At 60.0% G+C, this 22,948-nt stretch carries 28 protein-coding genes and 1 pseudogene; 15 read left to right on the top strand and 14 right to left on the bottom strand.

Translation table 11 applies throughout. The features are described from left to right. Nucleotides 1-99: 99 nt before the first annotated feature. Together BM413_RS11765 and BM413_RS11760 are read left to right on the top strand one after the other, a co-directional pair. Entirely contained in the window at nt 100-720 is a 621-nt protein-coding gene (locus BM413_RS11765) for a PilZ domain-containing protein (protein ID WP_091913526.1), read from the top strand. A 338-nt stretch (nt 721-1,058) separates the two neighbouring features. Further along, nucleotides 1,059-1,577, top strand: coding sequence for a transglutaminase-like cysteine peptidase (locus BM413_RS11760; RefSeq protein WP_244537852.1), 519 nt, complete (start codon nt 1,059-1,061; stop codon nt 1,575-1,577). A 227-nt stretch (nt 1,578-1,804) separates the two neighbouring features. Here BM413_RS11760 and BM413_RS11750 read toward each other — a convergent pair whose 3' ends face one another. Next, a complete protein-coding gene (locus BM413_RS11750) occupies nt 1,805-2,332 on the bottom strand; it encodes a gamma carbonic anhydrase family protein (RefSeq protein WP_091913523.1) in 528 nt (175 codons plus the stop codon). Between the two features lie 174 nt (nt 2,333-2,506). Here BM413_RS11750 and BM413_RS11745 point away from each other — a divergent pair, with 174 nt between their 5' ends. Next, nucleotides 2,507-3,241, top strand: coding sequence for a hypothetical protein (locus tag BM413_RS11745; protein WP_091913522.1), 735 nt, complete (start codon nt 2,507-2,509; stop codon nt 3,239-3,241). A gap of 78 nt (nt 3,242-3,319) precedes the next feature. Here the strand turns inward: BM413_RS11745 and BM413_RS11740 are convergent, their stop codons facing one another. Together BM413_RS11740 and cysE are read right to left on the bottom strand one after the other, a co-directional pair. After that, the gene (locus tag BM413_RS11740; protein WP_091913521.1) at nt 3,320-3,523 is read right to left on the bottom strand and encodes a DUF3126 family protein; all 204 of its coding nucleotides are present in this window, start codon (nt 3,521-3,523) and stop codon (nt 3,320-3,322) included. A gap of 174 nt (nt 3,524-3,697) precedes the next feature. Beyond that, on the bottom strand, nt 3,698-4,546 hold the full coding sequence (gene cysE / locus BM413_RS11735; protein ID WP_091913520.1) for a serine O-acetyltransferase: 849 nt from the start codon (nt 4,544-4,546) through the stop codon (nt 3,698-3,700). Nucleotides 4,547-4,970: 424 nt separating this feature from the next. On the opposite strand from cysE, the gene BM413_RS11730 reads away from it, so the two are divergent. After that, nucleotides 4,971-5,345: an SPW repeat domain-containing protein gene (locus tag BM413_RS11730; RefSeq protein ID WP_091913519.1), complete on the top strand. Its 375-nt coding sequence runs from the start codon at nt 4,971-4,973 to the stop codon at nt 5,343-5,345. A gap of 93 nt (nt 5,346-5,438) precedes the next feature. Here BM413_RS11730 and BM413_RS11725 read toward each other — a convergent pair whose 3' ends face one another. The 3 genes from BM413_RS11725 to BM413_RS11715 are packed head-to-tail and all read right to left on the bottom strand — an operon-like array spanning nt 5,439 to nt 7,362. Beyond that, nucleotides 5,439-6,209 (bottom strand): alpha/beta fold hydrolase, encoded by a 771-nt coding sequence (locus tag BM413_RS11725; RefSeq protein ID WP_091913517.1) that lies wholly within the window; start codon nt 6,207-6,209, stop codon nt 5,439-5,441. A 26-nt stretch (nt 6,210-6,235) separates the two neighbouring features. After that, nucleotides 6,236-6,754 carry a DUF192 domain-containing protein gene (locus BM413_RS11720; protein WP_091913723.1) on the bottom strand — a complete coding sequence of 173 codons (519 nt, stop codon included), beginning with the start codon at nt 6,752-6,754 and terminating at the stop codon, nt 6,236-6,238. 35 nt (nt 6,755-6,789) lie between these two features. After that, nucleotides 6,790-7,362: a cold-shock protein gene (locus tag BM413_RS11715; RefSeq protein ID WP_348272900.1), complete on the bottom strand. Its 573-nt coding sequence runs from the start codon at nt 7,360-7,362 to the stop codon at nt 6,790-6,792. A gap of 238 nt (nt 7,363-7,600) precedes the next feature. Between BM413_RS11715 and gloA the strand changes: the two genes are divergently transcribed. Further along, nucleotides 7,601-8,041, top strand: a complete 441-nt coding sequence (gene gloA / locus BM413_RS11710) for a lactoylglutathione lyase (protein ID WP_091913513.1) — start codon at nt 7,601-7,603, stop codon at nt 8,039-8,041. A 112-nt stretch (nt 8,042-8,153) separates the two neighbouring features. Then, a complete protein-coding gene (locus BM413_RS11705; RefSeq protein ID WP_091913511.1) occupies nt 8,154-9,686 on the top strand; it encodes an acyl-CoA carboxylase subunit beta in 1,533 nt (510 codons plus the stop codon). Nucleotides 9,687-9,728: 42 nt separating this feature from the next. Here BM413_RS11705 and BM413_RS11700 read toward each other — a convergent pair whose 3' ends face one another. Beyond that, the gene (locus BM413_RS11700) at nt 9,729-9,908 is read right to left on the bottom strand and encodes a hypothetical protein (protein ID WP_091913509.1); all 180 of its coding nucleotides are present in this window, start codon (nt 9,906-9,908) and stop codon (nt 9,729-9,731) included. A gap of 284 nt (nt 9,909-10,192) precedes the next feature. Between BM413_RS11700 and BM413_RS11695 the strand changes: the two genes are divergently transcribed. From BM413_RS11695 to BM413_RS11680, 4 genes are all read left to right on the top strand, one after another. After that, a complete protein-coding gene (locus tag BM413_RS11695; RefSeq protein ID WP_091913507.1) occupies nt 10,193-11,062 on the top strand; it encodes a protein-L-isoaspartate O-methyltransferase family protein in 870 nt (289 codons plus the stop codon). Between the two features lie 192 nt (nt 11,063-11,254). Then, nucleotides 11,255-12,028 carry an amino acid ABC transporter substrate-binding protein gene (locus BM413_RS11690; protein ID WP_091913505.1) on the top strand — a complete coding sequence of 258 codons (774 nt, stop codon included), beginning with the start codon at nt 11,255-11,257 and terminating at the stop codon, nt 12,026-12,028. Between the two features lie 164 nt (nt 12,029-12,192). Then, complete coding sequence (locus tag BM413_RS11685) at nt 12,193-12,873, top strand: amino acid ABC transporter permease (protein WP_091913503.1); 681 nt, start codon at nt 12,193-12,195, stop codon at nt 12,871-12,873. Further along, nucleotides 12,870-13,637 carry an amino acid ABC transporter ATP-binding protein gene (locus BM413_RS11680; protein WP_091913501.1) on the top strand — a complete coding sequence of 256 codons (768 nt, stop codon included), beginning with the start codon at nt 12,870-12,872 and terminating at the stop codon, nt 13,635-13,637. The genes BM413_RS11685 and BM413_RS11680 overlap by 4 nt, the downstream gene beginning before the upstream one ends. 46 nt (nt 13,638-13,683) lie before the next feature. Here the strand turns inward: BM413_RS11680 and BM413_RS11675 are convergent, their stop codons facing one another. The 4 genes from BM413_RS11675 to BM413_RS11660 form a co-directional block, all read right to left on the bottom strand. Continuing rightward, nucleotides 13,684-13,932, bottom strand: coding sequence for a ParB N-terminal domain-containing protein (locus BM413_RS11675; protein ID WP_091913722.1), 249 nt, complete (start codon nt 13,930-13,932; stop codon nt 13,684-13,686). A 485-nt stretch (nt 13,933-14,417) separates the two neighbouring features. Further along, the gene (locus tag BM413_RS11670) at nt 14,418-15,989 is read right to left on the bottom strand and encodes a GMC family oxidoreductase (protein ID WP_091913499.1); all 1,572 of its coding nucleotides are present in this window, start codon (nt 15,987-15,989) and stop codon (nt 14,418-14,420) included. 48 nt (nt 15,990-16,037) lie between these two features. Next, nucleotides 16,038-16,571 carry a twin-arginine translocation signal domain-containing protein gene (locus tag BM413_RS11665; protein WP_091913497.1) on the bottom strand — a complete coding sequence of 178 codons (534 nt, stop codon included), beginning with the start codon at nt 16,569-16,571 and terminating at the stop codon, nt 16,038-16,040. 85 nt (nt 16,572-16,656) lie between these two features. After that, nucleotides 16,657-17,052 carry a VOC family protein gene (locus BM413_RS11660; RefSeq protein ID WP_091913496.1) on the bottom strand — a complete coding sequence of 132 codons (396 nt, stop codon included), beginning with the start codon at nt 17,050-17,052 and terminating at the stop codon, nt 16,657-16,659. 216 nt (nt 17,053-17,268) lie between these two features. Between BM413_RS11660 and BM413_RS11655 the strand changes: the two genes are divergently transcribed. Beyond that, nucleotides 17,269-17,574: a ribbon-helix-helix domain-containing protein gene (locus tag BM413_RS11655; RefSeq protein ID WP_091913494.1), complete on the top strand. Its 306-nt coding sequence runs from the start codon at nt 17,269-17,271 to the stop codon at nt 17,572-17,574. 10 nt (nt 17,575-17,584) lie between these two features. Here BM413_RS11655 and BM413_RS11650 read toward each other — a convergent pair whose 3' ends face one another. Both BM413_RS11650 and BM413_RS33600 read right to left on the bottom strand, forming a co-directional pair. After that, nucleotides 17,585-17,878 (bottom strand): Dabb family protein, encoded by a 294-nt coding sequence (locus BM413_RS11650; RefSeq protein WP_091913492.1) that lies wholly within the window; start codon nt 17,876-17,878, stop codon nt 17,585-17,587. A 104-nt stretch (nt 17,879-17,982) separates the two neighbouring features. After that, a complete protein-coding gene (locus BM413_RS33600; RefSeq protein WP_244537845.1) occupies nt 17,983-18,147 on the bottom strand; it encodes a hypothetical protein in 165 nt (54 codons plus the stop codon). A 75-nt stretch (nt 18,148-18,222) separates the two neighbouring features. On the opposite strand from BM413_RS33600, the pseudogene BM413_RS33595 reads away from it, so the two are divergent. The 4 genes and pseudogenes from BM413_RS33595 to BM413_RS11630 all read left to right on the top strand — a co-directional run. Beyond that, a pseudogene (locus BM413_RS33595) lies at nt 18,223-18,417 on the top strand (DUF1365 family protein); the annotation flags it as partial. A gap of 63 nt (nt 18,418-18,480) precedes the next feature. Continuing rightward, nucleotides 18,481-19,728 carry an SAM-dependent methyltransferase gene (locus BM413_RS11640; RefSeq protein WP_091913490.1) on the top strand — a complete coding sequence of 416 codons (1,248 nt, stop codon included), beginning with the start codon at nt 18,481-18,483 and terminating at the stop codon, nt 19,726-19,728. A 372-nt stretch (nt 19,729-20,100) separates the two neighbouring features. After that, nucleotides 20,101-20,334 carry a hypothetical protein gene (locus BM413_RS11635; protein WP_091913489.1) on the top strand — a complete coding sequence of 78 codons (234 nt, stop codon included), beginning with the start codon at nt 20,101-20,103 and terminating at the stop codon, nt 20,332-20,334. Nucleotides 20,335-20,537: 203 nt separating this feature from the next. Further along, nucleotides 20,538-20,852, top strand: coding sequence for a hypothetical protein (locus BM413_RS11630; RefSeq protein WP_091913488.1), 315 nt, complete (start codon nt 20,538-20,540; stop codon nt 20,850-20,852). 81 nt (nt 20,853-20,933) lie between these two features. Here BM413_RS11630 and BM413_RS11625 read toward each other — a convergent pair whose 3' ends face one another. After that, nucleotides 20,934-22,913 carry a bifunctional 2',3'-cyclic-nucleotide 2'-phosphodiesterase/3'-nucleotidase gene (locus BM413_RS11625; RefSeq protein WP_091913487.1) on the bottom strand — a complete coding sequence of 660 codons (1,980 nt, stop codon included), beginning with the start codon at nt 22,911-22,913 and terminating at the stop codon, nt 20,934-20,936. Between the last annotated feature and the right edge of the window lie 35 nt (nt 22,914-22,948).

Below are 22,948 nucleotides of genomic sequence, written 5' to 3'. Positions count from 1 at the left end.
TCCGAGGCCGATAACTTACATGTTGTTAACCTGTGTGGCTGTATTTTTGACCGAAATCGTGCGTGTCTGCGCGAAATTTTGAACGGGACAGAGGCAGTCATGAGGTCAGCGGCGATCGACTACGCGCCGTCGGTTGCGGAAAAGCGCAATTTTCAGCGCGTCCGCGTGAAGATCTATGGCCGTTTCATGCTTGAGGATCGCACCGAGCATCCCTGCCAGGTCGTCGACATGTCGCCCGGCAATGTAGCACTGCGTTGCGACACGCTCGGCCGCCCCGGTGAAAAGATCATTGCCTATCTCGATCATATCGGCCGCATAGAAGGTGTTCTGACGCGCACGATGCGCGACGGCTTCGCCATGACCATCATCGCTTCCGAGCGCAAGAAGGACAAGCTCGCGGCCCAGCTCACCTGGCTTGCGAACAAGCACGAACTCGACCTGCCGGAAGACCGCCGCCACGAGCGCGTCGCGCCGCGCAATCCGATGAGCTCGCTGCAGCTTCTCGACGGCCGCCAGTATCAGTGCCGCATCATAGATCTGTCGCTCTCGGGCGCCGCGATCGAGATCGACGTGAAACCGGCGCTCGGCGTCCAGGTCATACTCGGCACCATGCGCGGCCAGATCGTCCGCCATTTCGAGGACGGCGTCGCTATCGAGTTCGCGGTGATACAGCGGCCTGAGACGCTGGACGCCGAATTCAACAGCGCCGGCCAGCCCTGACCTGAGCCGTCCCAAATTCGAACCTACCAAAAGACCGGCCATTGGCCGGTTTTTTCGTTGTCGGTGCGATTGCCACCGCCACCATTGCGGATTCGATAAAATTTTAATCGAATTTGATTTTCATTTTATACTTATTCTATTTGAATTTGATTTCAATTTACGAGCGTTTTTACTCAAGATGTACTTCGGAGTTTTGCGTCAAATAAATCCGCATCTGTCAATGTGTCCTCAAACGGGGATAGGCCACAATGACAAAAACAAAATGGGTTTCGGTTCTTTTCGCAGCAGTGGTTGGACTGGTCGGGCTTTCGATCGAGGCGAAGGCGGCAGAGCTGTTCATGCAGGTTGGCGGCCGCACGACGCAGCCGGTTGGGCATTATGAGTTCTGCCAGCGCCTGCCCGTCGAATGCAATCAGAAGACATCCAAGCAGGCGCCGGTCGAACTCACGCGCAAGCTCTGGGCGGCGATCGTCGACATCAACAATGCGGTCAACGTTTCGGTCAAGCCGATGACCGACATGGAAATCTACGGCCAGGAAGAATACTGGGCATATCCGGACAATGGCGCCGGTGACTGCGAGGATTATGCGTTGGAAAAGCGCCGCCGCCTGATGGCGCTGGGCGTGCCGGCCGGCAACCTGCTGATAACGGTTGCCCGTCAGCCCAATGGCGACGGCCACGCGGTGCTGACCGTGCGCACCAGCATGGGCGAGTTCATTCTCGACAATCTCGAATCCCGCGTCCTTGCGTGGACCGACACCGAATACACCTATCTGAAGCGCCAGTCCGACCGCAATTCCGGCGTCTGGGTGCAGATCAACGACGGCCGCGCCGATGCGGTGGCCAGCGTTCGCTAAACAGATCTAAGCATGTCGCGCAAAGTGTGTTGCGGTTTTGCGATAACGACATGCGTAAAAACAAAGAGATAAAGCGCGAGAAAGCGAATCTGAAAGATCGCGACGCGCTTTAGCGAGAAAACCCGGTCGAGTCCCCACCCTCCCCGTCCCCAACGACCGGGTTCAAGGAGCCGGCCCAATCCCCGGGCCGGCTCCGCCTTTTTCGGGCGGAGCATTTTTTCAGGATTCTAGATCTTCGTCAGGCCGGCTTTAAAGCGTCTGCCGTTCGCCACGTAGTGCGCAGCTGACAGGCGCAGCCGCTCGACTGCGGCATCGTCCAGCGTCCTGATCGCCTTGGCAGGCGAGCCGACGATCAGCGAATTGTCGGGAAATTCCTTGCCTTCCGTCACCAGCGCGCCGGCGCCGACAAGGCTGTTCTTGCCGATGCGCGCGCCATTCAGCACGATCGCGCCCATTCCGATCAGGCTGTTGTCGCCGATCGTGCAGCCATGCAGCATCGCGCGGTGGCCGATCGTGCAGCCACTCCCGATGGTCAGCGGAAAGCCGACATCGGTATGCATCACCGTATGTTCCTGGATATTGGTGTCGGCGCCGATGACGATAGGGTCATTGTCGCCGCGGATCACCGTGCCGAACCAGATGCCGGCATTTCGCCCGATCCGCACCTTTCCGATAATCGTCGCATCAGGCGCGATCCAGTTGCTGTCCTGGTCGTCGAATTCGGGCTGCGTTCCGTCCAGTTCATAAAGCGGCATTCATTATCCTCCATTGCGGGCGCACACTAAAATGCCGGTCAGCGACCGCGCAAGACCGGCAATCTTTACCAGCCGTTTACCATGAAATTGCAAGAGTAGCCGTTATCGACGGCATCATGCGCGCGCGGTTCAGCCTTACCTGCAAACGCGCACCCGCATATGGGGAAATGGACCATGAGACAGAGCACGGCATCGCCGGCGGAGGACACGATCACGGCGATCGATTCCTCGCTGATGCTGAAGGTCTTTTATGCCTTCGCAGCACTGGCCCTGCTGTCGGCGGTGCTCAGCTTCGGTGGAAAATGGTTCGGCCGCTCGATCGCGATGGCTGGCCACACCGACGACGCCACGCTCCATGAAATCGTCATCGGCAACAATGTCATCTCGGTTCCGGCGAATGCCATCCGCTTCGAACGTGCCCGGCGCGACGGCATTGCCGCGCGGCTCGACCTCTATCTGCGCTGGCCAGACATGGAGGGCTATTCGGAGACCGCCCGCGACGACTTTAACAATGCCGACGGCACCAAACGCATCCTGTTCCTCACCTTCGAGGAAAGCATGATGTCGCGCGACATGAGCGGCCGTTTCGCACCGATCTACCGTTCGCTCATCGAACAGCCCGGAAAACCAGGCCCCCATGGCGTAACGCTCTACAATTTCACTGAAAAATCAGGCTATCTGAACGAGGTTCTCGCGGTAGCCGCGCGCGCTGGCCAGGCGCCATTCGTCGCCCGCTGCCTGACCGGGCCGAGTGCGGAGGAATCGCTGGCGCCTTGCGAGCGCGACATCCAGCTGGGCGATAATCTCAGCCTCACCTACCGTTTCCCGCGGGAATTGCTGGCCGACTGGCCCCGGCTGGAGGCTAGCGTGACCGCCAAGGCGGCCCGCATTCTCAAAACCGGCCGTTGAACCCGGCCGATCTTGCTTGGTTGAGCTTCAGGTCAAGCGGGCATTCGCGGGCCGCCCTCACCTGAATATCAGCGCATACTAGTTCAGGTCGATGTCCAGAATCGCCATCGAGAAATTGTAATCGCCGTCGTCTTCGTCCTTGAAGACGATGCCGAGGAACTCGTCGCCGACATAGACTTCGGCAGAGTCGTCCTTGCGCGGACGCGCCTTCACCTGCAACTGCGGATTCTGGAACGTGCGCTTGAAAAAGGCGTCGAGTTTTCTGATTTCTTCCGGCTTCAAAACTTTTCTCCCGGTGGCGGGTGGATAGATGGAACGCGCTTCTGGCACGTCAAGGATGGCGGTGTAAAGGCAACGCCGACATAATGCCCAAGAGAGCTGCGCCGAACAACGCCGACGCGACGATGGCCACGTTGGCCGCCTGCGCCCGACAGCGTAGCGTTCGCGAACGGTCCCTTAGATATCGAAGCTGACGACGTGATCCATGATCTGCGACGGCAGGAACTGGTCCATCTGCCGCGAAGGCTGGTCGCATCCTGTCTCGCCAACCACACGGGCCGGCACGCCGGCAACGGTCTTGTTGTGCGGAACCGGCGAAAGCACGACCGATCCGGCCGCGATCTTGGAGCAATGGCCGACCTCGATATTGCCGAGGATCTTTGCACCCGCACCAATCAGCACGCCGTAACGGATCTTCGGATGACGGTCGCCGCCGGCCTTGCCGGTACCGCCCAGCGTCACGCCATGCAGGATCGAAACGTCGTCCTCGATGAGCGCCGTCTCGCCAACGACGAGGCCGGTCGCGTGATCGATGAAGATGCCCTTGCCCATGCGGGAAGCCGGATGAATATCAGTCTGGAACACCGAGGAAGACCGGCTCTGCAGGTAGAGCGCGAAATCCCTGCGGCCGCGGTTCCACAGCCAGTGCGCAAGACGGTGGGTCTGGATCGCGTGAAAGCCCTTGAAATAGAGGATCGGCATCAGGAACCGGTCGCAGGCCGGATCGCGGTCGTAATAGGCCTGGATGTCAACACGCACCGTCGAGGCCCAATCGGTATTTTCGCGCAGCATCGACTTGAAGGTCTGGCGGATCAGGTCAGCGCCGACGTCCTGATGATCGAGACGCTCGGCGAGACGATGAATGACCGCATCCTCCAGACTGTCCTGATTGAGGATCGTCGAATAGAGGAAGGCCGAAAGCAAAGGATCGCGCGATACGGCTTCCATGGCCTCGTCGCGGACCGAATTCCATATCGGATCGATCGGTTGAAGCGTGCTCGCGCGCGCTGCGCTGGTGATCGTCATCTGCGGTCTCCGTTGCCGCTCATCGTCTGTATTGCGGCACGTATAGTCCAAACATTAGCATGTTTGAACTCAATTTTCCTTATCACATTGTCAAATGGATTGGCTTGGTCCTGTTTCAAGCTGCAATGGAAAACAATCCCTTCATACGGCGCGCCGAAGCAACTTATACGTTCAGCTGTTGGCTCACCCATGACCATTCGACAATTCGTGGCGATTTGTAATGCCGTTCAGCCATATTGAGCAAGGCAGTTACCCGGTTCGCCAGCGATCGATCCAGCGAAATCCTTGCTTTTACAGGCCTTTTTTGAGATAATAACTGCAGTGCGTACGAACGCTCGGCTGAGGAGTTCGATGAGGAATAACGCACAAAATCCTCACGGGTGTTTGAGCTACGCTCAAAACTAGCCTTATGAGGAGTCTCGTTATGGCAACACTTAACAGAATGAGTTCCTGGCAGTTTCTCGAGCACCGGCGATGGGAGGATATCCTGTCGATGCTGCTCGGTGCTGCGATACTGGGAACGGCAATGTTCGGCAACGTAACCGGCAACACGACAATGGTCGCGGCCACCGCCCTGGTCGGTGCTGCAATCGTGGTGCTGGGAGGTCTCGAGCAGATGTACCTGCGCCGCTGGGAGGAATTCCTGGCGTTCTTCTGTGGTGTCTGGGTAATGGCTTCGCCATTCACCTTCAACTACGGAGCACCGTTGCGCACCTGGCACATCGTGCTTGGCGCCGCCGTGGCAGCGCTCGCGATCCTGGAACTCTGGCAGGACCGCAACCGCAGGCTTGACGCCTGAACAACAAGCTGGGGGCTTGAAGATTGCGCCGCCGGGTCACTCCGGCAGCGCAGTCACGTTAGGGTCACTGTATTCGCCTCGGCCGAGACGCGATCAGAGCGGGTTGTCTTGAAGGAATTCCAGCACGCGCGCCTTGAAGGTGCGGTCGCCGACGGCGAGCATATGGTCCCTGCCCTCGATATCGAAGGCTTCCGCATTCGGCATGATCGCCGCAAGTTTTTGCGCCGAGCCGCCGATGTCGTCCCTGGTGCCGACGGCGACAAGCGTCGGCTGCATGATGCGGCCGAGTTCCGCCTCGCTCAACAGCGTGCGCGAGGTCTCGATGCAGGCTGCAAGCGCTGCGCGATCGCTCTTGGTCTGGTCGGCGAATGTTCGAAACGTCTTGGCGCGCGGATGGGTGATCTGATCCGGATCGGGTGCCAGCAACGCTTCCGCGATCGGGTCCCAATCGCCCACGCCATCGACCATGCCATGGCCGAGCCCGCCGAAAACCAGCGTCGCCACCTTGTCCGGCTCCGCCAGCGCCAGGAACGCCGAAACACGCGCGCCCATCGAATAGCCCATGACGTGAGCCCGTTCGATGCCGAGATGGTCGAGCAGTGCGGCCGCGTCACCAGCCATCTTCTCCGGCGTGTAGTCGGCCGGATCATAGCTTTTCGTGGAAAGTCCGTGGCCGCGATGGTCGAAGGCGATGGCGCGGTATCCGGCTTCCGTCAGCGTCTTCACCCAGCCGGGCGAAACCCAGTTGACGATGTGGCTGGAGGCAAAACCGTGAATGAGAAGGATCGGATCGCCCGCGCCCTGCTGCGGCTCACGGTCGAGGAAGGCGAGTTCGAAGCCTTCATGGTCGAAAAACTGCGTCACGGCCTGTCTGCTCCCGAAGAAACGTCCTACCCGGGATTGGCCGAGCCGGAAACCTTGCTGATGGCAGGATGGCGAACCACATCGCCATCCGCGATGCCAGCCTTTTCAGCCGTTCCAGCCTTCAATTCAAGCACGAAACGCACCGGCTCATCCGGCGCGATCAGAGCCTCCGAGAACGGCTCGCCACGGCGGATCGCCTTGATCTTCCCGTCCTGACCGATAAAGACCAGATCGAGCGGCATGGGCGTGTTCTTCATCCAGAAGCCCACCTCGCGGGTCTGGTCGAAAACGAAAAGCATGCCGTGATCGTCGGGCATCTCCTCGCGGAACATCAGACCGGCCGAGCGCTCCTTGTCATCGTCGGCGATTTCGATCCTGAAGGGCTGTTCGCCCTTGGCGGTCGCCACGACCAGCGGTGCCTGCTCGACCGGCAGGATCATCGCCCTGCCGTCGGCTATCGACGAGCCTGGCAAGGCGAAATAGGTGAAAATGCTGATTATGGCGGCGAAAATCGCGCCGGTGGCAAACCAAGTCTTTCGAGCCATCATGATCCCTGTCTGGTCGGGGGCCGGGATCGCGCCTAGTGCGAAACCGGCAAGGTCCCGATATCAGGGTGAATTTCGGCAGCCATAAGGCCCTTGTCGCCACGGCCGAAGCGAACCAGAACGACTTGCCCCGGACGCAACTCCGTCAGGCCGTAGCGGCGCAGCGTCTCCATATGGACGAAAATGTCCTCGGTGCCCTCGCCGCGCGTCAGGAAGCCAAAGCCCTTGGTGCGGTTGAACCATTTCACCAAAGCGCGCTCGAGCCCGCTTTCGGCGGTGACGGCGACATGGGTTCGCTGTTCCTGCATCTCGGCCGGGTGAATGGCCGTTGAATTGTCCATGGAAAGCACGCGGAAAGCCTGCAGCCCCCGCTCGCCCTGCCTGACGAGGCAGACAACGCGTGCGCCCTCGAGCGCAGTCTGGAAACCGTCGCGGCGCAGGCACGTAACGTGAAGAAGAATATCGGAAGCGCCGCCATCGGGCAGGATGAAGCCGTAACCCTTGGCCACATCGAACCACTTGATGGCTCCGGAGATCTCAGTCAGATCAGCTGCCTCGCCGATCTCGTCACGGTTCAAGGCATCATCCCCGATCAAGTCCCGCCTCATGAAAGAGGCCCTGTCCCCCATTCGACCGCACCTTTTCCTGACTAAAGACACAACTGATTCTTGCAATCAGAATAACACCGCGTGTTCCGGTCTATGCAATACCCGCTTTGCCTTTTTTCACCATTTCAGCCATTCCAATACTGCCAATCATCTTTCCGCGCACCTTGTACGGCCCTGAAGGTTGCCGAAAAGGGGTGGCGCGCCCTATGTTCCCGCGCCCAACCCAAGGAAAGAACACATGCGTTATCTCCACACAATGGTCCGCGTCGCCGACGTCGATGTCTCGCTTGACTTCTATTGCAACAAGCTCGGCCTTGTCGAAGTCCGCCGCCACGAGAACAAGGAAGCGCGCTTCACGCTGATCTTCCTGGCCGCCCCCGAAGACGAGCATGCCGGCATCACCGCCAAGGCGCCGCTGATCGAGCTCACCTACAATTGGGATCCGGAAGACTACAAGGGCGGGCGCAATTTCGGCCATCTCGCCTATGAGGTCGACGACATCTACGTCACCTGCCAGCGCCTCATGGACAAGGGCGTGACCATCAACCGCCCGCCCCGCGACGGCAACATGGCCTTCATCAAGTCGCCGGACGGCATCTCGATCGAACTTCTCCAGAAAGGCCCTGCCAAGGAAAAAGCCGAGCCCTGGGTCTCGATGAGCAACACCGGCACCTGGTAGTACCATCTCGCGCACATCCGGTTAGCGCGACTCCCGCAGACCCGATATTTGCGCTCGCCGGCTGTCGTGCTAACACCGCTGGCAAAACACTTGCCCTGGGGACACGTTCGTCATGAAAGATGTGCTGAAGGAACTTGAACGCCGCCGCGAAATGGCCCGCGCCGGCGGCGGCCCGGCGCGCATCGCCGCCCAGCACAAGAAGGGCAAGCTCACCGCCCGCGAACGCATCGAGATATTCCTCGACGAAGGCTCGTTCGAGGAATTTGACATGTATGTCGAGCATCGCTCGACCGATTTCGGCATGGAAGGCACCAAGATCGCGGGCGACGGCGTCGTCACCGGCTGGGGCACGGTCAACGGGCGGCCTGTCTATCTCTTCGCCAAGGATTTTACCGTCTTCGGCGGCTCGCTGTCCGAGGCGCATGCCGAGAAGGTGCATAAGGTGCAGGACATGGCCCTGCGCAACCGCGCGCCGATCATCGGCCTTTACGACGCCGGCGGCGCACGCATCCAGGAAGGCGTCGCAGCCCTCGGCGGCTATGCCGAAATCTTCCAGCGCAACGTGCTGGCCTCGGGCGTCATCCCGCAAATCTCCGTCATCATGGGCCCATGCGCCGGCGGCGACGTCTATTCGCCGGCCATGACCGACTTCATCTTCATGGTGCGCGACACGTCCTACATGTTCGTGACCGGCCCGGATGTCGTGAAGACCGTCACTAACGAGACCGTGACAGCCGAAAGCCTCGGCGGCGCTTCCATCCACACGACGAAATCCTCGATCGCCGACGGCGCATACGACAACGACGTCGAGACGCTGCTGCAGATGCGCCGCCTGGTCGATTTCCTGCCGGCATCCAACACTGCCGAACTGCCGGAAATCGAGTGCTTCCAGTCCGTCACCGACCATGATCTGTCGCTCGACCGGCTGATCCCGGACAACGCCAACAAGCCCTACGACATCAAGGAACTGATCCTGAAGACCGCCGACGAAGGCGATTTCTTCGAGATACAGCCGAGCTTTGCCAAGAACATCGTCACCGGCTTCGGCCGCATCGAAGGCCGCACCGTCGGTTTCGTCGCCAATCAGCCGATGGTGCTGGCCGGCGTGCTGGATTCGGATGCCAGCCGCAAGGCCGCGCGCTTCGTGCGCTTCTGCGACTGCTTCAACATCCCGATCGTCACCTTCGTCGACGTGCCCGGCTTCCTGCCCGGCACCGCGCAGGAGTATGGCGGGTTGATCAAGCACGGCGCAAAGCTGCTGTTTGCCTATGCCGAAGCGACCGTGCCCAAGATCACCGTCATCACGCGAAAAGCCTATGGCGGCGCCTATGACGTCATGGCCTCGAAACATCTGCGCGGCGACATGAACTACGCCTGGCCGACAGCGCAGATCGCGGTGATGGGCGCCAAGGGCGCGGTCGAGATCATCTATCGCAAGGATATCGGCGACGCCGAGAAAATCGCAGCCCACACAAAGGCTTACGAGGATCGCTTCCTGTCGCCCTTCGTCGCCGCCGAGCGTGGTTATATCGATGAGGTGATCATGCCGCATTCGACGCGCCGGCGTGTCGCACGCGCGCTGCGCATGCTGCGCAACAAGGATTTGCAGAATCCCTGGAAGAAGCACGACAACATCCCGCTGTGAGGCTTTGCCTCACAGGTGACCTGTCGCAGTCTTGGCGCGTCGTTACGCGCTGAGCTGTACGACGTCGTTGTATTCGTCGAGATCGACGTAGAACAATCGCGTGATCTCGGCGATCAGGTCTTCATTGCGATAGCCGCGCGACCGCAGGATGTTGACCGCCGTGAGGATATCCACACGTTCGGTCAGGCGCGGCTTCAGACTATCTTCGATAACGTGCTGCATCCGGCTTTCCCCTTGCCCGTTTCGCCCAAACACAAGGAACAGCAACAAAACTTCAACACAGAGAGTGAGCGCGCTTGCTTGCGCCAGCCTTGCGGCCTCGCCTTGCACTCACTCGAACAACTGATTCACTCTGACGATGATTGGCCGACTCACTCAGGCTAATGAAAGAATAACACAGCAAAATCAGTGTGCAGCATTCAACTTATCTGATTTTCCTGACCCAACACGGCCTTGACGAAGAGCATGCCTCGTTCCGTAATGTCGATACGAGGAGGTGGACCGGCATGCGAAAAGGCAGGAATCTCGAGGAGGCGCGCGCCTTCTATGCCAAGCTGATGCTTGCCGCGAGCCATTCCAGCGACCCCAGGCTGGAGCGGGTCTTCGAGCTGGTCCCGCGCGAGGCGTTCATGCCGCCCGGGCCGTGGAAGATCAAGATCAACGTCAGTCATCGTTATGTCGAAACGCCCAGTGACGACCCCGTCTATCTCTACCAGAATGCGCTCGTGGCGCTTGATGCTGACAAGGGCATCAACAACGGCGAGCCTTATCTTCATGCCGCATGGATAGGCGCGGTTTCGCCGCAACCCGGCGAAACCGTCTGCCACATCGGCGCCGGCACCGGTTACTACACTGCGATCATGTCAGTGCTCGTCTTGCCCGGTGGCAAGGTGAAAGCTTTCGAGCTCGAACCCCACCTTGCGCGCCAGGCACGCCAAAATCTGAAACCCTTCGAAAATGCGTCCGTCACCGTGGGAGACGCCACGGCCCTGCCGATCCCGCAATGCGACCTGATCTACGTCAACGCCGGTGTCGCCTGCCCGCCGCCATCATGGTTGCAGGCCCTGCGTCCCGATGGGCGCATGATCTTTCCCTGGCGACCGGCCGAAGAAGTCGGCGTTGCGCTTTTGGTCCGGCGCGCGGCCACCGGCTTCTCGGTAAAGCCGTTGATGCCGTCCTGGTTCATTCCCTGCGTCGGCGCTTCGAGCACGGAAGGCTGCACAAAGGTGCCAAGCAAGCGGGAAGCGGCCCGAACGCGCTCGCTCTGGCTGACCACCGATAAAGCGCCAGATGAGACCGCCACCGCGATTTATCGTGATGTCTGGTTTTCATCAGCCGAACTGCCGGTTAAGCCGGCGACCGCCAGGGTCATGTAATTTTCGCATGGGTCAAATACGGCCAGATTTCACGCAATTTAATTTCAGAAAATCTCGCATATCGGGATCAGGATTTTACAAATTTCGTTCCTTGGAAAAATATTCGCGTTCCATTCATGCTATCGTTCTGACAGTCTGGGGGTTCTTCGCAATTGACCGGCCATGGGCCGGGAAACTTCAGGATCAAACACCATGAAATGGTTGAACACGCTGCTCGTCGCCGGTGCCTTGCAGCTTCTGGCGCTCGCTCCCGGCCATGCCGGCTCCAACCTCGAACAGGTCAAGAGCGCCGGTGTCTTCAAGATCGGCACCGAGGGCACCTATGCGCCCTTCACCTATCACGATACGTCGGGCAAGCTCGTCGGCTTCGATGTCGAGATCGGCGAGGAGATCGCCAAGCGCCTCGGCGTGAAGGCTGAATTCCTCGAAGGTCGCTGGGACGGGTTGATCGCCGGCCTCGACGCCAACCGTTATGACGCCGTCATCAATCAGGTCGGCATCACCGACGCCCGCAAGCAGAAATATGATTTCTCGGAGCCCTACATCGCCTCCAAGGCAGCACTGATCGTGCGCGGCGACAATGAGGACATCAAGACCTTTGCCGATCTCAAGGGCAAGAAGTCGGCCCAGTCGCTGACCAGCAACTTCGGCAAGCTCGCCGAGGCATCAGGTGCGGCCTTGGTCGGCACAGACGGCTTCGACCAGTCGATCCAGCTCGTGCTCAACGGTCGCGCCGACGCCACCATCAACGACGGCCTGTCCTTCCTCGACTTCAAGAAGCACAAGCCCGACGCCAATGTGAAGATCGCCGCGACCGAGGACAAGGCCGACTATTCGGGCGTCATCATCCGCAAGGGCGAGCCCGAACTGCTCGAGGCCATCAACGCGGCGCTGAAGGAAATCCAGTCGGACGGCACCTACCAGAAAATCTCCGACAAATATTTCGGACAGGACGTTTCGAAGTAGTCACATCGCATGCAATGAGGCGGATCGGCCGGCAGGCTGGTCCGCCTTTCATTTTGCGCATGATCTTTTGCGAAAAACCTGCAACCTTTCCCGATAATTAGATCATATCCGCGAGCCGCACCTTGGCTCCCGAGAAATTTAAGTAGGGACCGGAGGAACATACCTTGCCCCACTGGCTTCAATTGATGCTGGATTCGCTCGGGCCGCTTCTATGGGCGGCTGTCGTGTTTTCGGCCCCGCTCACGCTCTTATCCTTTGCGCTCGGCCTCACGCTCGGGCTGATCGTGGCCATCATTCGGCTCTTCGGCCCCGCACCGCTTGTCGCGATCGTGCGCTTCTATGTCTGGATCATCCGCGGCACGCCGCTTCTGGTGCAGCTTTTCCTGATCTTCTACGGCCTGCCCAGCGTCGGCATCGTGCTCGATGCCTTCCCCGCCGCATTGATCGGCTTCACGTTGAATGTCGGCGCATACACATCGGAAATCATCCGCGCCGTCATCGGCTCGGTGCCGAAGGGCCAGTGGGAAGCGGCCTATTCGATCGGCATGACATGGTCGCAGGCCATGCGCCGCACCATCCTGCCGCAGGCGGCCCGCGTCGCCGTACCGCCGCTGTCGAACACCTTCATTTCGCTGGTCAAGGACACGTCGCTTGCCGCGGCCATCACCGTGCCCGAACTGTTCCAGGCCGCGCAGCGCATCGTCGCCACCACATACGAACCGTTGATCCTCTATGTCGAGGCAGCACTCATCTATCTGGCCCTGAGCTCGATCCTGTCACAGCTTCAGGTCCGGCTTGAACACCGCCTCGGGCGCTATGGCGGCTTTATCGAGGCACGGTCATGATCGGTCTGGAAAACATCGAAAAGCAGTTCGGCGACCTGATGGTCCTCAAGGGCGTCTCCGTCGCCATCAAGGAAGGTACCGTGACCGCGCTCGTCGGCCCGTCGGGCGGCGGCAAGAGCACGCTTCTGCGCTGCATCAACCTGCTCGAAATCCCGACCTCAGGCGCAGTGCGCATCGGCACCGACCGGCTGGAGTTTCATCCCGGCCAGAAGGTCGCAACCGCCGCAATCCAGCGCCTGCGCCGCCAGACCGGCATGGTGTTCCAGAATTTCCAGCTTTTCCCGCATCGCACAGCGATCGAAAACGTCATGGAAGGTCTCACCACCGTGCTCAAATGGCCGGAGGCCAAGGCGCGCGAGCGGGCTGCGGCACTGCTCGAAAAGGTCGGCATGGCCCACAAGGCCGATGCATGGCCGGCAACGCTTTCGGGCGGCCAGCAGCAGCGCGTCGCGATTGCGCGCGCGCTGGCGCCCTCGCCCAAGGTTCTGCTGTGCGATGAGCCTACTTCGGCGCTCGACCCCGAACTCGCACAGGAAGTGGTGGATGTTCTGAGCGATCTCGCCAGGGAGGGCACGACCATGGTCATGGCCACCCACGACCTTCGTCTTGCTTCCTCCATCGCCAACGAAGTCGTGTTTCTGGATGCCGGCGTGGTGGTAGAGACGGGACCGGCGCGCGAGGTCTTCGACAATCCGCAGCGCGAGCGCACCAAGCGCTTCATCACCACGCTGACGCAGGAGGTGGCAAAGGGCCATCACGGCTAAGAATTAAGCGACCTTTTCAGAATTCGCTCCGGCGAGGCAAAGGTCTCTAGTGCCGCTTGGCCTGCACGATGTAGCCATCGATCGTCGTCTCGCCGAGCCATTTCACGGCTTCGAGCCGATGCAGCCCTTCGATGAGCACATAGCGCTTGCCGTCGAAGCGCACCTGTATCGGCGTCTGCTGGCCGTTTTCGACGATGCTCTCGGCGATCACCCGCACCGTATCTGGATGCAGCGTCTTGCGGCGCTCCGTCGGCACATAGATCTGGCTGATCGGGATTTTCTGCGGTCTGAGCATTTTCTGCCTGTTGGGGCAAAGCGCCCTGCCGACATGAATAAAGGCTTTGCGCGCAATGTCCATGTGGGCGGGCAGCAAGTCCCAGATAGCTGGCTCGACCGGGCGCGATCGTGACGCCGCGCTCCGGTCGAGCGCCTTCCCCTCGAAGGCAACGACTTTGGGATGAAAATCCCGAAACTGGTATGCGAGCCCCCCGCGACTCGCACACAAGAAGCAATGCAATCGCCGTGCCAATTGACGCCCGATTCAGACAGGAGACGATTATCCCTGCATTTTCAAATGGATATGATGATGCGGGTGAGATCGCGCACGGTCGCCCTTGCACAACTATGGGTTATATTAGTGCAATCGATATTGTGCGCTGCACAAATTCTGCGCAGAAGGCGCTCATGCATCCATTTTTGGCACAGCTTGCGCACAAAAAATCCGGCGCAGAATGTCGAAAAGACATTCCACGCCGGAGGCAGGGTCTCGGGGAGGTCGTCCTAGATGTTCTTGGCCGCCATCTCCTTGGCGATATGATCTGCCTGCCGGATCGCCAGCGTCACGATGGTCAGCGTCGGGTTCTCCGCGCCGCCGGTGGTGAACTGGCTGCCGTCCGACACGAACAGGTTCTTGATGTCGTGCGTCTGGCCGAACTTGTTGACCACGCCGTCGGACGCCTTCTCGCTCATGCGGTTGGTGCCGAGATTGTGCGTGGACGGATAAGGCGGCGTCGGGAACGTCCGCGTTGCCCCGACAGCGTCATACATGGCCATGCCCTGCTTGTAGGCATGGTTGCGCATGGCATCATCATTGGCATGGTCGGTGAACCAGACGTCCGGTATCGGCATGCCGTATTTGTCTTTCATCTCGCCATGTAGTTTCACCGCGTTCTGTTCCTGCGGCATGTCCTCGCCGACGATCCACATGCCGGCCATATGGTCGTAGTGGTCGAGTGCCGTGGTGAACCCTCGGCCCCAGCCACCCGGATTGAGGAAGGCGGCCATGAACGGCAGGCCAAGCGACAGCGTCTCCAGTTCATACCCGCCGACAAAGCCGCGCGAAGGATCGTGCTTTGCCTCGTCGCGCACGATTCCGGCCATGGTCGTGCCGCGATACATGTGCACCGGCTTGTCGAATATCGCGTAGACCGAGCCGGTGGTGTGGCGAATGTAGTTCTTGCCCACCTGCCCCGATGAATTGGCAAGCCCGTCCGGAAACTTCGACGATGCCGAATTGAGCAGCAGCCGCGGGCTTTCGATCGAATTGCCGGCAACGCAGACGATGCGCGCCTTCTGGCTTTGCAGCTTGCCGTCCTTGTCGGCGTAAACGACGTTCGTCACCTTGCCGCTGTCGTCATGCTCGATCTTGACGACATGGCTGTTGGGGCGAACCTCCAGCTTGCCGGTTTCTTCGCCCTTGGGGATTTCCGTATAGAGCGTCGACCATTTCGCGCCCCATTTGCAGCCCTGGAAACAGAAGCCGGTCTGCTGGCAGCCCATCCGGCCATCACGCTCGGCGGAATTGATCGCCATATTGCCGGTGTGGCATTCCTTGTAGCCAAGCGCGTCGGCGCCGGCCTTGAGGATTTTGAAGTTGTTGTTTCCCGGCAGGCCTTCGATGCCGTTGGTGCGGGTCACCCCCATCTTGTCTTCGGCCTTGGCGTAGTATGGTTCGAGTTCCGCTAGCGTCAGCGGCCAGTCGAGCAGATTCGCGCCCTCGATCTTGCCGTAATGGGTCAGCGCCTTGAATTCATGATCCTGCAGGCGAAGCGATGCACCGGCCCAATGCGTGGTCGTTCCGCCGACAGCCTTGACGATCCAGGCCGGAAGGCCCGAAAAATCCTTGGCGACCCGCCAGCCGCCGGAAGCGGTGCGCGGATCGCCCCAGGAGAGCTGGGCAAAACTGTCCCACTCGTCATTGATGAAATCCGCATATTCGTAGCGATTTCCGGCTTCGAGTATGACAACGTCGATGCCCTTCTGGGCGAGTTCGTTGCCGAGTGTGCCGCCGCCGGCGCCGGAGCCGATGATTACGACGACCTTGTCATCGTTCAGATCATATTTCGCGACCATGGTTTCCTCCCAAAGGTCAATAATTGCAATGGCTTGACGAAACGGGCTCTAAAGCCACTCGATGTCGTCGAAGCCGCGCGCGATGTAGCCTCCCTTGGAGTAGGACTCGCCCTCATAGCCGAAGATCGGCCAGATCTCCTTCTGGTTATAGAGCCCGACGACCAGTCCGCCCCGGATCGCCTGGAAGAACGGCGTGTCCTCGATACCCTGGAGAAGCTTCACCCGCTCCTCCTCCCAGCCAAGCCCGGCATAGCCGCCGGCACCGGCCTTCTGATCGAGATCGGCGATGCCTTTTTCGATGAGTTCCTTGTGCGCGGCATCCTTGCCGGCCATCTCGTCATGGCTCTTGACGGCGATGGCGTAATATTTGTCCGGCACCTGGTCGTGCGGATAGATGTCGCGCGCCATCTGGATCAGGGTTGCCATCGTCTCAGGCTTGAGGGCCGTCGTTTCGAGCCCCCAGGCATGTTGCGGGCTGATAACGGCGCTGCCGCTGATAACGAGCAGTGCGGCGCCCACGCCGCCGCGTTTCAGCAACTCGCGGCGCGACAGGCCAGGCCTGCCTTCATGGATCGTGACCATTCTTGTTCCTCCCTTGCTTGCTATGCGCCCGCAGGCGCCCTTGCTGGCTGGGCCGCACTCCTCCCGAGTGCGGATCGCCCCGTCCCTATTTGTAGCGGCCGTGCCGTTGCAACACCTCGATCTGGTAGCCATCCGGATCAGCGACGAAGAAAAACCGGGCCAGCAAAGCGCCTTCCCGGTTGAATTCGACGATTTTGCGTGGAGCGAGGCCGAGCGCCTCGAAACGGGCATGCTCGACGTCGAGATGATCGACGCAGAAGGCGACATGGCCGTAGCCGTCACCCAGCGTGTAAGGTTCCTCGCGGCCTTTGTTGATGGTGAGCTCGACCTCGAAGTCGGCTTCGGTATTGCGCAGATAGACGAGCGTGAACGTCTCGAAATCCAGCCTGTCGGCGATTTCGAGCCCGAATGCCTGCCTGTAGAATTCAACGGACCGGGTTTCTTCAAGAACCCGGATCATCATGTGTATCGCTTTGGCCAAACCTGTCTCCGTAATCGTTACGCCGTCTATCTGGAATCGATTATGAGCGCGGTGCATCAAAGGTGGTGGCAGCCCATTACCACGCAGGAAAATGATCGCCGGTTACAATCAGGCTAGGCACCAAAGTTCGATTGCGGCGAACTGCATTTCCGTCGAATATGCCATCAGCGGACTCAAGCGCCCGCCAAAACCAAGAAAAACCGGGAGGAATGAAAGATGTGCAGGGTTTTTGCCGGACAGGATCCGGAAGGCTATCGCCAGATCAACCGCTCGATTCGCATTGGCGGCCACTCGACCAGCATCCAGCTTGAAGCGACGTTCTGGGCGCTGCTGGACGAGATCGCCGACGGCCAGGGGCTGACGACGCCGAAATTCATATCGAAGCTTTACGACGAGGCGATCGAGATAAACGGCGAGATACCGAACTTCGCGTCCATGCTTCGCACGACTTGCGCGCTCTATCTCAGAGGCCACCGCCCCTCGGACCACGAACAGGCGATGCTGCGCAGCGAAGCAGCCTGAACCGACGCCGTCAGGCGCCTTCGGCCACCACATCGGCCGAGAAGCGCAATTCGCGTAGCGGCCGCACCTTTCGCGTCGTCGCATCATAGGTCGGATGCGCCTTGTAGGCGGCAAGTGCGGCCTCGTCGGCGAATTCGGCATAGACCACCACGTCGATCTCGTTTCCGAGCGGATCGACCTTGGTGTTGAAGGTCACTTCGAAGTGATCGGAATGCGGGATCGAGGCCAGCGCCTGCAGCCCGTCGCGGACAGCAGCGACATCTTCCTTCCGCTTGGCGCTGAAAAACACGATATGCCGGATCACGTACGCCTCCTGAATTCCCGAGGCGTCTTTTGGGTCGCTATCGCGCCCGCGTCAATCTCTCAAGACAAGGGCTTTCAGCCGCAGCCTGCCGGCGATTTCGTCGATCAGCCGCCGAAGTAGCTCACCGCGTGGCGCAACAGCCGCACGCCATGGTCGAGGTAACGGCCCTGATTGGACGTGGCGTCCCAGATCAGGAAGACGGTGACGATGACCACGGCAACGACATAGCGCATGCGCGCACGATACCCCAATGCCTGCAATACTACCACCGCCTGCGCAATCCGATCGTAAATGACCGGTTGAGACCAGCCGGTCAGGCGGCGAAAAGCGTTCTCGGTCAGGGGCGTGAAAAGCTTGGCACTGCCTCCCTTTCGCTCTGCCTCTTGATGTTTCCCTTGATGACATGGAAGATCATGGCAGGAATCCACTGGGAAGCGCTGAAACTGTGGTTGAAGGGCGCCCGTTTCAGAAGGAGCCCCCCGGCTCCCGAAACGGTCAGCTACCGTGATCATGGTGGAGCGTTCGAGCCCGGTGAATGAGAGGGAAGCTGATGGCATGCGAGGGGCATGCGCCGGCTTCGGCGACGAAATCGGGGATCTGACATGACGCAGGATCACGCCGCATCCGACGACGCGATAAGGCTGGATGAACGCAATTTCGCCGATGTGGCGAGGGGCCTGCCGGCCAAGGCGCGCATGGTGCTGTCGGCAGCCATGAACCTCGCCCGCGGCTCGCTCAAGATCACCTTGCCCGACGGCCGCTCCGTGCTGGTCGGCGGCAAGGCGCCCGGCCCGGACGCGCAGCTTGTGCTGAACAACTGGCGCCTGCCCGGCCGCGCCTTCACCGGCGGCACGATCGGCGTTGCCGAATCCTATATGGACGGCGATTGGGAAAGCCCGGACGTGACCTCGTTTCTCGAACTCTTCGTGGTCAATTCCGAGACCGGCGAACGCCTGGCCGGCGGCGCGAGCTGGCTGCTGAATGCGGTTCAGCGCGTCCGCCATTGGCTCAACGAGAACACGTATCGCGGCTCGAAGAAGAACATTTCGGCCCACTACGATCTCGGCAACGCCTTCTACAAGGAATGGCTGGACCCGACCATGACCTACTCCTCGGCGCTGTTTTCGGCCGGGGCCAACGACCTTGAAAGCGCGCAGACCGCGAAATACCGCGCATTGGCCAAGGATGTCGGCATTCACGCCAAGGACCATGTGCTGGAGATCGGCTGCGGCTGGGGCGGTTTCGCCGAATTCGCCGCCCGCGAGATCGGCTGCCGCGTCACCGGCCTGACCATCAGCCGCGAGCAGCATGATTTCGCCACCGCCCGCATCGCCAAGGCCGGCCTTTCCGACAAGGTCGAGATCAAGCTGCAGGATTATCGCGACGAAACCGGCAAATATGACCGCATCGCCTCCATCGAGATGTTCGAGGCTGTCGGCGAAAAATACTGGCCGGTGTTCTTCGGCAAGGTGAAGGACTGCCTGAAGGCCGGCGGCACTGCCGGCATGCAGATCATCACCATCAACGAAAGCGCCTATTCGATCTACCGCAGCCGGCCGGACTTCATCCAGCGCTACGTCTTTCCAGGCGGCATGCTGCCGACACCGGCGATCCTGAAATCGCTCGGTGCCGATCAGGGCCTTTCCTATCTGCGCGAGCGCGTCTTCCCGCAGGACTACGCCCGCACGCTTGCCGAATGGCGGCTGCGCTTCTGGGAATCCTGGGAAAAGATCGTTCCGTTGGGCTTCGACGACCGCTTCAAGAAGCTCTGGGAGTTTTATCTCCATTATTGCGAGGCCGGTTTCCGCGCCGAGTACATCGACGTGCGGCAGGTCATCTACAAGGCCTGACCCCAGGGCATCGGGAGAGAATTTGGCCGCTTATTGGTGCCCGAAAGAAATTTTGCGGCCAGTTTCCGGCCTCACTTTCTGACGTCTCGGCACCCTCTGTCCCGCGACTCGGCGCGCCGCCAAGGTTCTGCAAAGAGGAATCACGCTTGCGTGAATGGCACCCTCAGGGGATCGCATCCTGTTGATCGTCAGCCGACTTACTTTCGCGGGCGCCCTCACCCATATGAGCCGTGTTGATCGTCCAACACGAGGGATTTCCAAAAACCACCGGCAGCTTTGACCACTCCACCGGAACACCGGTTGGCGTGTCTTTCCTCCCATGCCCGCGGAAAACTCCTTGTCGCGATCACGACGAACTTTTGGAGAATACAGATGAAGAAGACAATCATTGCACTCACCGCGGTTTTGATGACCTCCGGTATCGCCCTTGCCCAGAATGCGAATTCGGTGATCAAGACGGCTCATGACGCCGCGCCGGTTTCGGTCGTCGTCAAGCAGCCGACCAACATCGACCATTCCTCGCAGGCTGCGATCTCCTCGACGGTTGGCGCGACCAACGCGCAGGAGCGCGCGGCGATCATTCAGGAACGCGCCGACAATCACTGATGGAATATCCGGGGCGCGCATTCACGTCCCGGCACACAATCCCGTGACGATGACCCCAGGCGATGTCTCGGTTACTTCATTTGAAGTTGAGCATCCCGGTACATAAATCACACTCTGCAATCGAAGATATTGAATCTCTTGATGATTTGTATTTTCAAAAATTCTGCCGAAGAAAATTCGGCCAAGAAAAATGGAGACTAAAAATGAGAAAGATCATCCTTTCCCTCGCCGCCGTTCTTTTGACCACCGGCGCATCCCTCGCTAATGACCGCTACGGCGATGCCGCTCCTTCCTCGGTCGTCGTCAGCGCTCCGAGGACCATCGATTACTCCGGCACGGCCGCCATCGGCGCCACCAGCACCGGCGTCAAGAACGACCGCTACGGCGATGCCGCTCCGAATTCGGTTGTTGTCAGCCAGCCCAAGAGCCTCGACTACTCGGGCACGGCCGCCATCGGCGCAACCACCAACGGCCTCAAGAACAACCGTTACGGCGACGGCGCGAACTCGATGTACTGATCGAGCGGTCCCTACGGGACTGAATTGAACGCAAAGGGCGGCAGACCTGGTCTGCCGCCCTTTTTGTTTATTCCGGTGACCTCAGAGCGTGATGCGGTATTTCCCAAAACCTTCCGCACCTTCGCCGGCCGCCTCGATCTTGACGCCCTTCACATTGGCGATCAGATCCTTTGCCTTCGGGCCGGTCTCGAACAGAACCGACGTTCCTTCCAGTGGCGCAAAGCTCCAGTTGTCGTCGGCCGACGGGTTGATCGTCTTCTGGTCGATGATGTAGCGCACGATCACGTCGCGGTTGGTGTCCGGCGCCTCATAGATGATCTTGGACGCGTTGATCTCCGGGAAATTGCCGCCGCCGCCGGCGCGGTAATTGTTCGTCGCGACGACGAATTTCGCAGCCGGATCAATGGGTTTTCCGTCGAACATCAGATCGACGATGCGGTTCGAGCCTGCATTGATGACGGCACCCTTTGGATCGTATTTCGGCGGCTGCGACAGGTCGATCTTGTAGCTGACGCCGTCGATCACATCGAAATTGTAGGACGGGAAGTCGGTGTTGATCAGCGGCTGGTCGGCCTTGCCCTTCTCGACCTGATTGAAGATGCCCGCAGACATTTCCAGCCAGTCCTTCACCTGCGCGCCGGTAATCTCCACCGCCCGCACGGTGTTCGGGTAGAGATAGAGGTCGGCGACGTTCTTGATCGCGATGTCGCCCGTCGGCACGTCGGTATAATAATCCGGCCCGCCGCGGCCGCCTGACTTGAAGGGCGCTGCCGCCGAAAGCACCGGCAGGTCCTTGTACTGCGTGTCCTTCAGCAGGTCCTTGATGTACCAGGTCTGCGCCTGGCTGACGATCTGTACGGACGGATCGTCAGCGACCAGCGCGAAATAGGAATAGAGCGGCGCGGATGTCTTGCCGACCGGACCGCGCACATAGGCGAGCGTTGCCTCGTGATCCTCCTTGAGCGCATCGACGATGCGCTTGTCGTCCTCGACCGTCGCCTTGTTCTTGTTCCCGACGCGCTCATAGATCGGCCGCGCCTCGGATGTCGCCGAGACCACCTTCCATTTGCCGCCGTCCGCCTCCAGCATCAGGTCGATAAGGCCCATATGCGAGCCCCAGAAGCCGCCCATGACGGCCGGCTTGCCCTGCAGCGTGCCCTTTGCCGTATCGACGCCTTCCAGCCCCTGAAAGTCCTTCGGGCCGGGGAAGACGAGGTGCTGGTGCCCTGTGAAGACGGCATCGATGCCGTCCACGCCGGCGAGGAAGAACGAGGCGTTCTCCATCAGGTCGCCCTGCTTGTTGTCGATGCCGGAATGCGAGAGCGCAATGACGATGTCGGCGCCCTCCTCCTTCATCTGCGGCACCCAGGCTTTTGCCGCCTCCACGATGTCTCGCGTCAGGACATTGCCGGTCAGGTTCTTGGCGTCCCAGATCATGATCTGCGGCGGCACGAAACCAATGATGCCGATCTTGATTGGATGCTCTGCGCCCGCGCCGTCCTTCACCTTCTTGTCGAGGATCACATAGGGCTTGAGGTAGAGCTTGTCGTCGCGCGGGTTGGAGGCAAGCTCGGTGCCCTTGACCAGGTTGGCGCAGACGAACGGGAAATTGGCCCCGGCCAGCACCTTGTCCATGAAGGACAGGCCGTAATTGAATTCATGGTTGCCGAGCGTCGAGCATTCGTAGCCGAGCAGGTTCATGCCCTTCATGACGGGATGCACATCGCCTTCCTTCAGGCCCTTCTCATAGGCGACATAATCGCCCATCGGGTTGCCCTGCAGAAGATCGCCATTGTCGATCAGCATCGAATTGGTCGCTTCCTTGCGCACGGCGTCGATCAGCGAAGCGGTGCGGGAAAGGCCCATCGTGTCGTTCGGCTTGTCGGCATAATAGTCGTAGGGCAGCACGTTCACATGGATGTCGGTCGTTTCCATGATCCTGAGATGCGCCTGGTTGGCCTGCGCTCGTGCCGAAAACGGATGCAGCATGACGAAGGCCCCGGTTGCCGCAGCACCTGCTAAAAAGGACCGCCGCGACAAGGGATTAAGCAACTCGGACATGGTTTTCTCCTGGAGATTGATCTCGAAAAAAATCG

Source organism: Mesorhizobium sp. YR577 (genome assembly GCF_900116595.1).
Classification (GTDB): Bacteria; Pseudomonadota; Alphaproteobacteria; order Rhizobiales; family Rhizobiaceae; genus Mesorhizobium_M.
The sequence above is the reverse complement of the archived record's forward strand: the minus strand, read 5'-3'. Positions and strand labels throughout refer to the sequence as shown.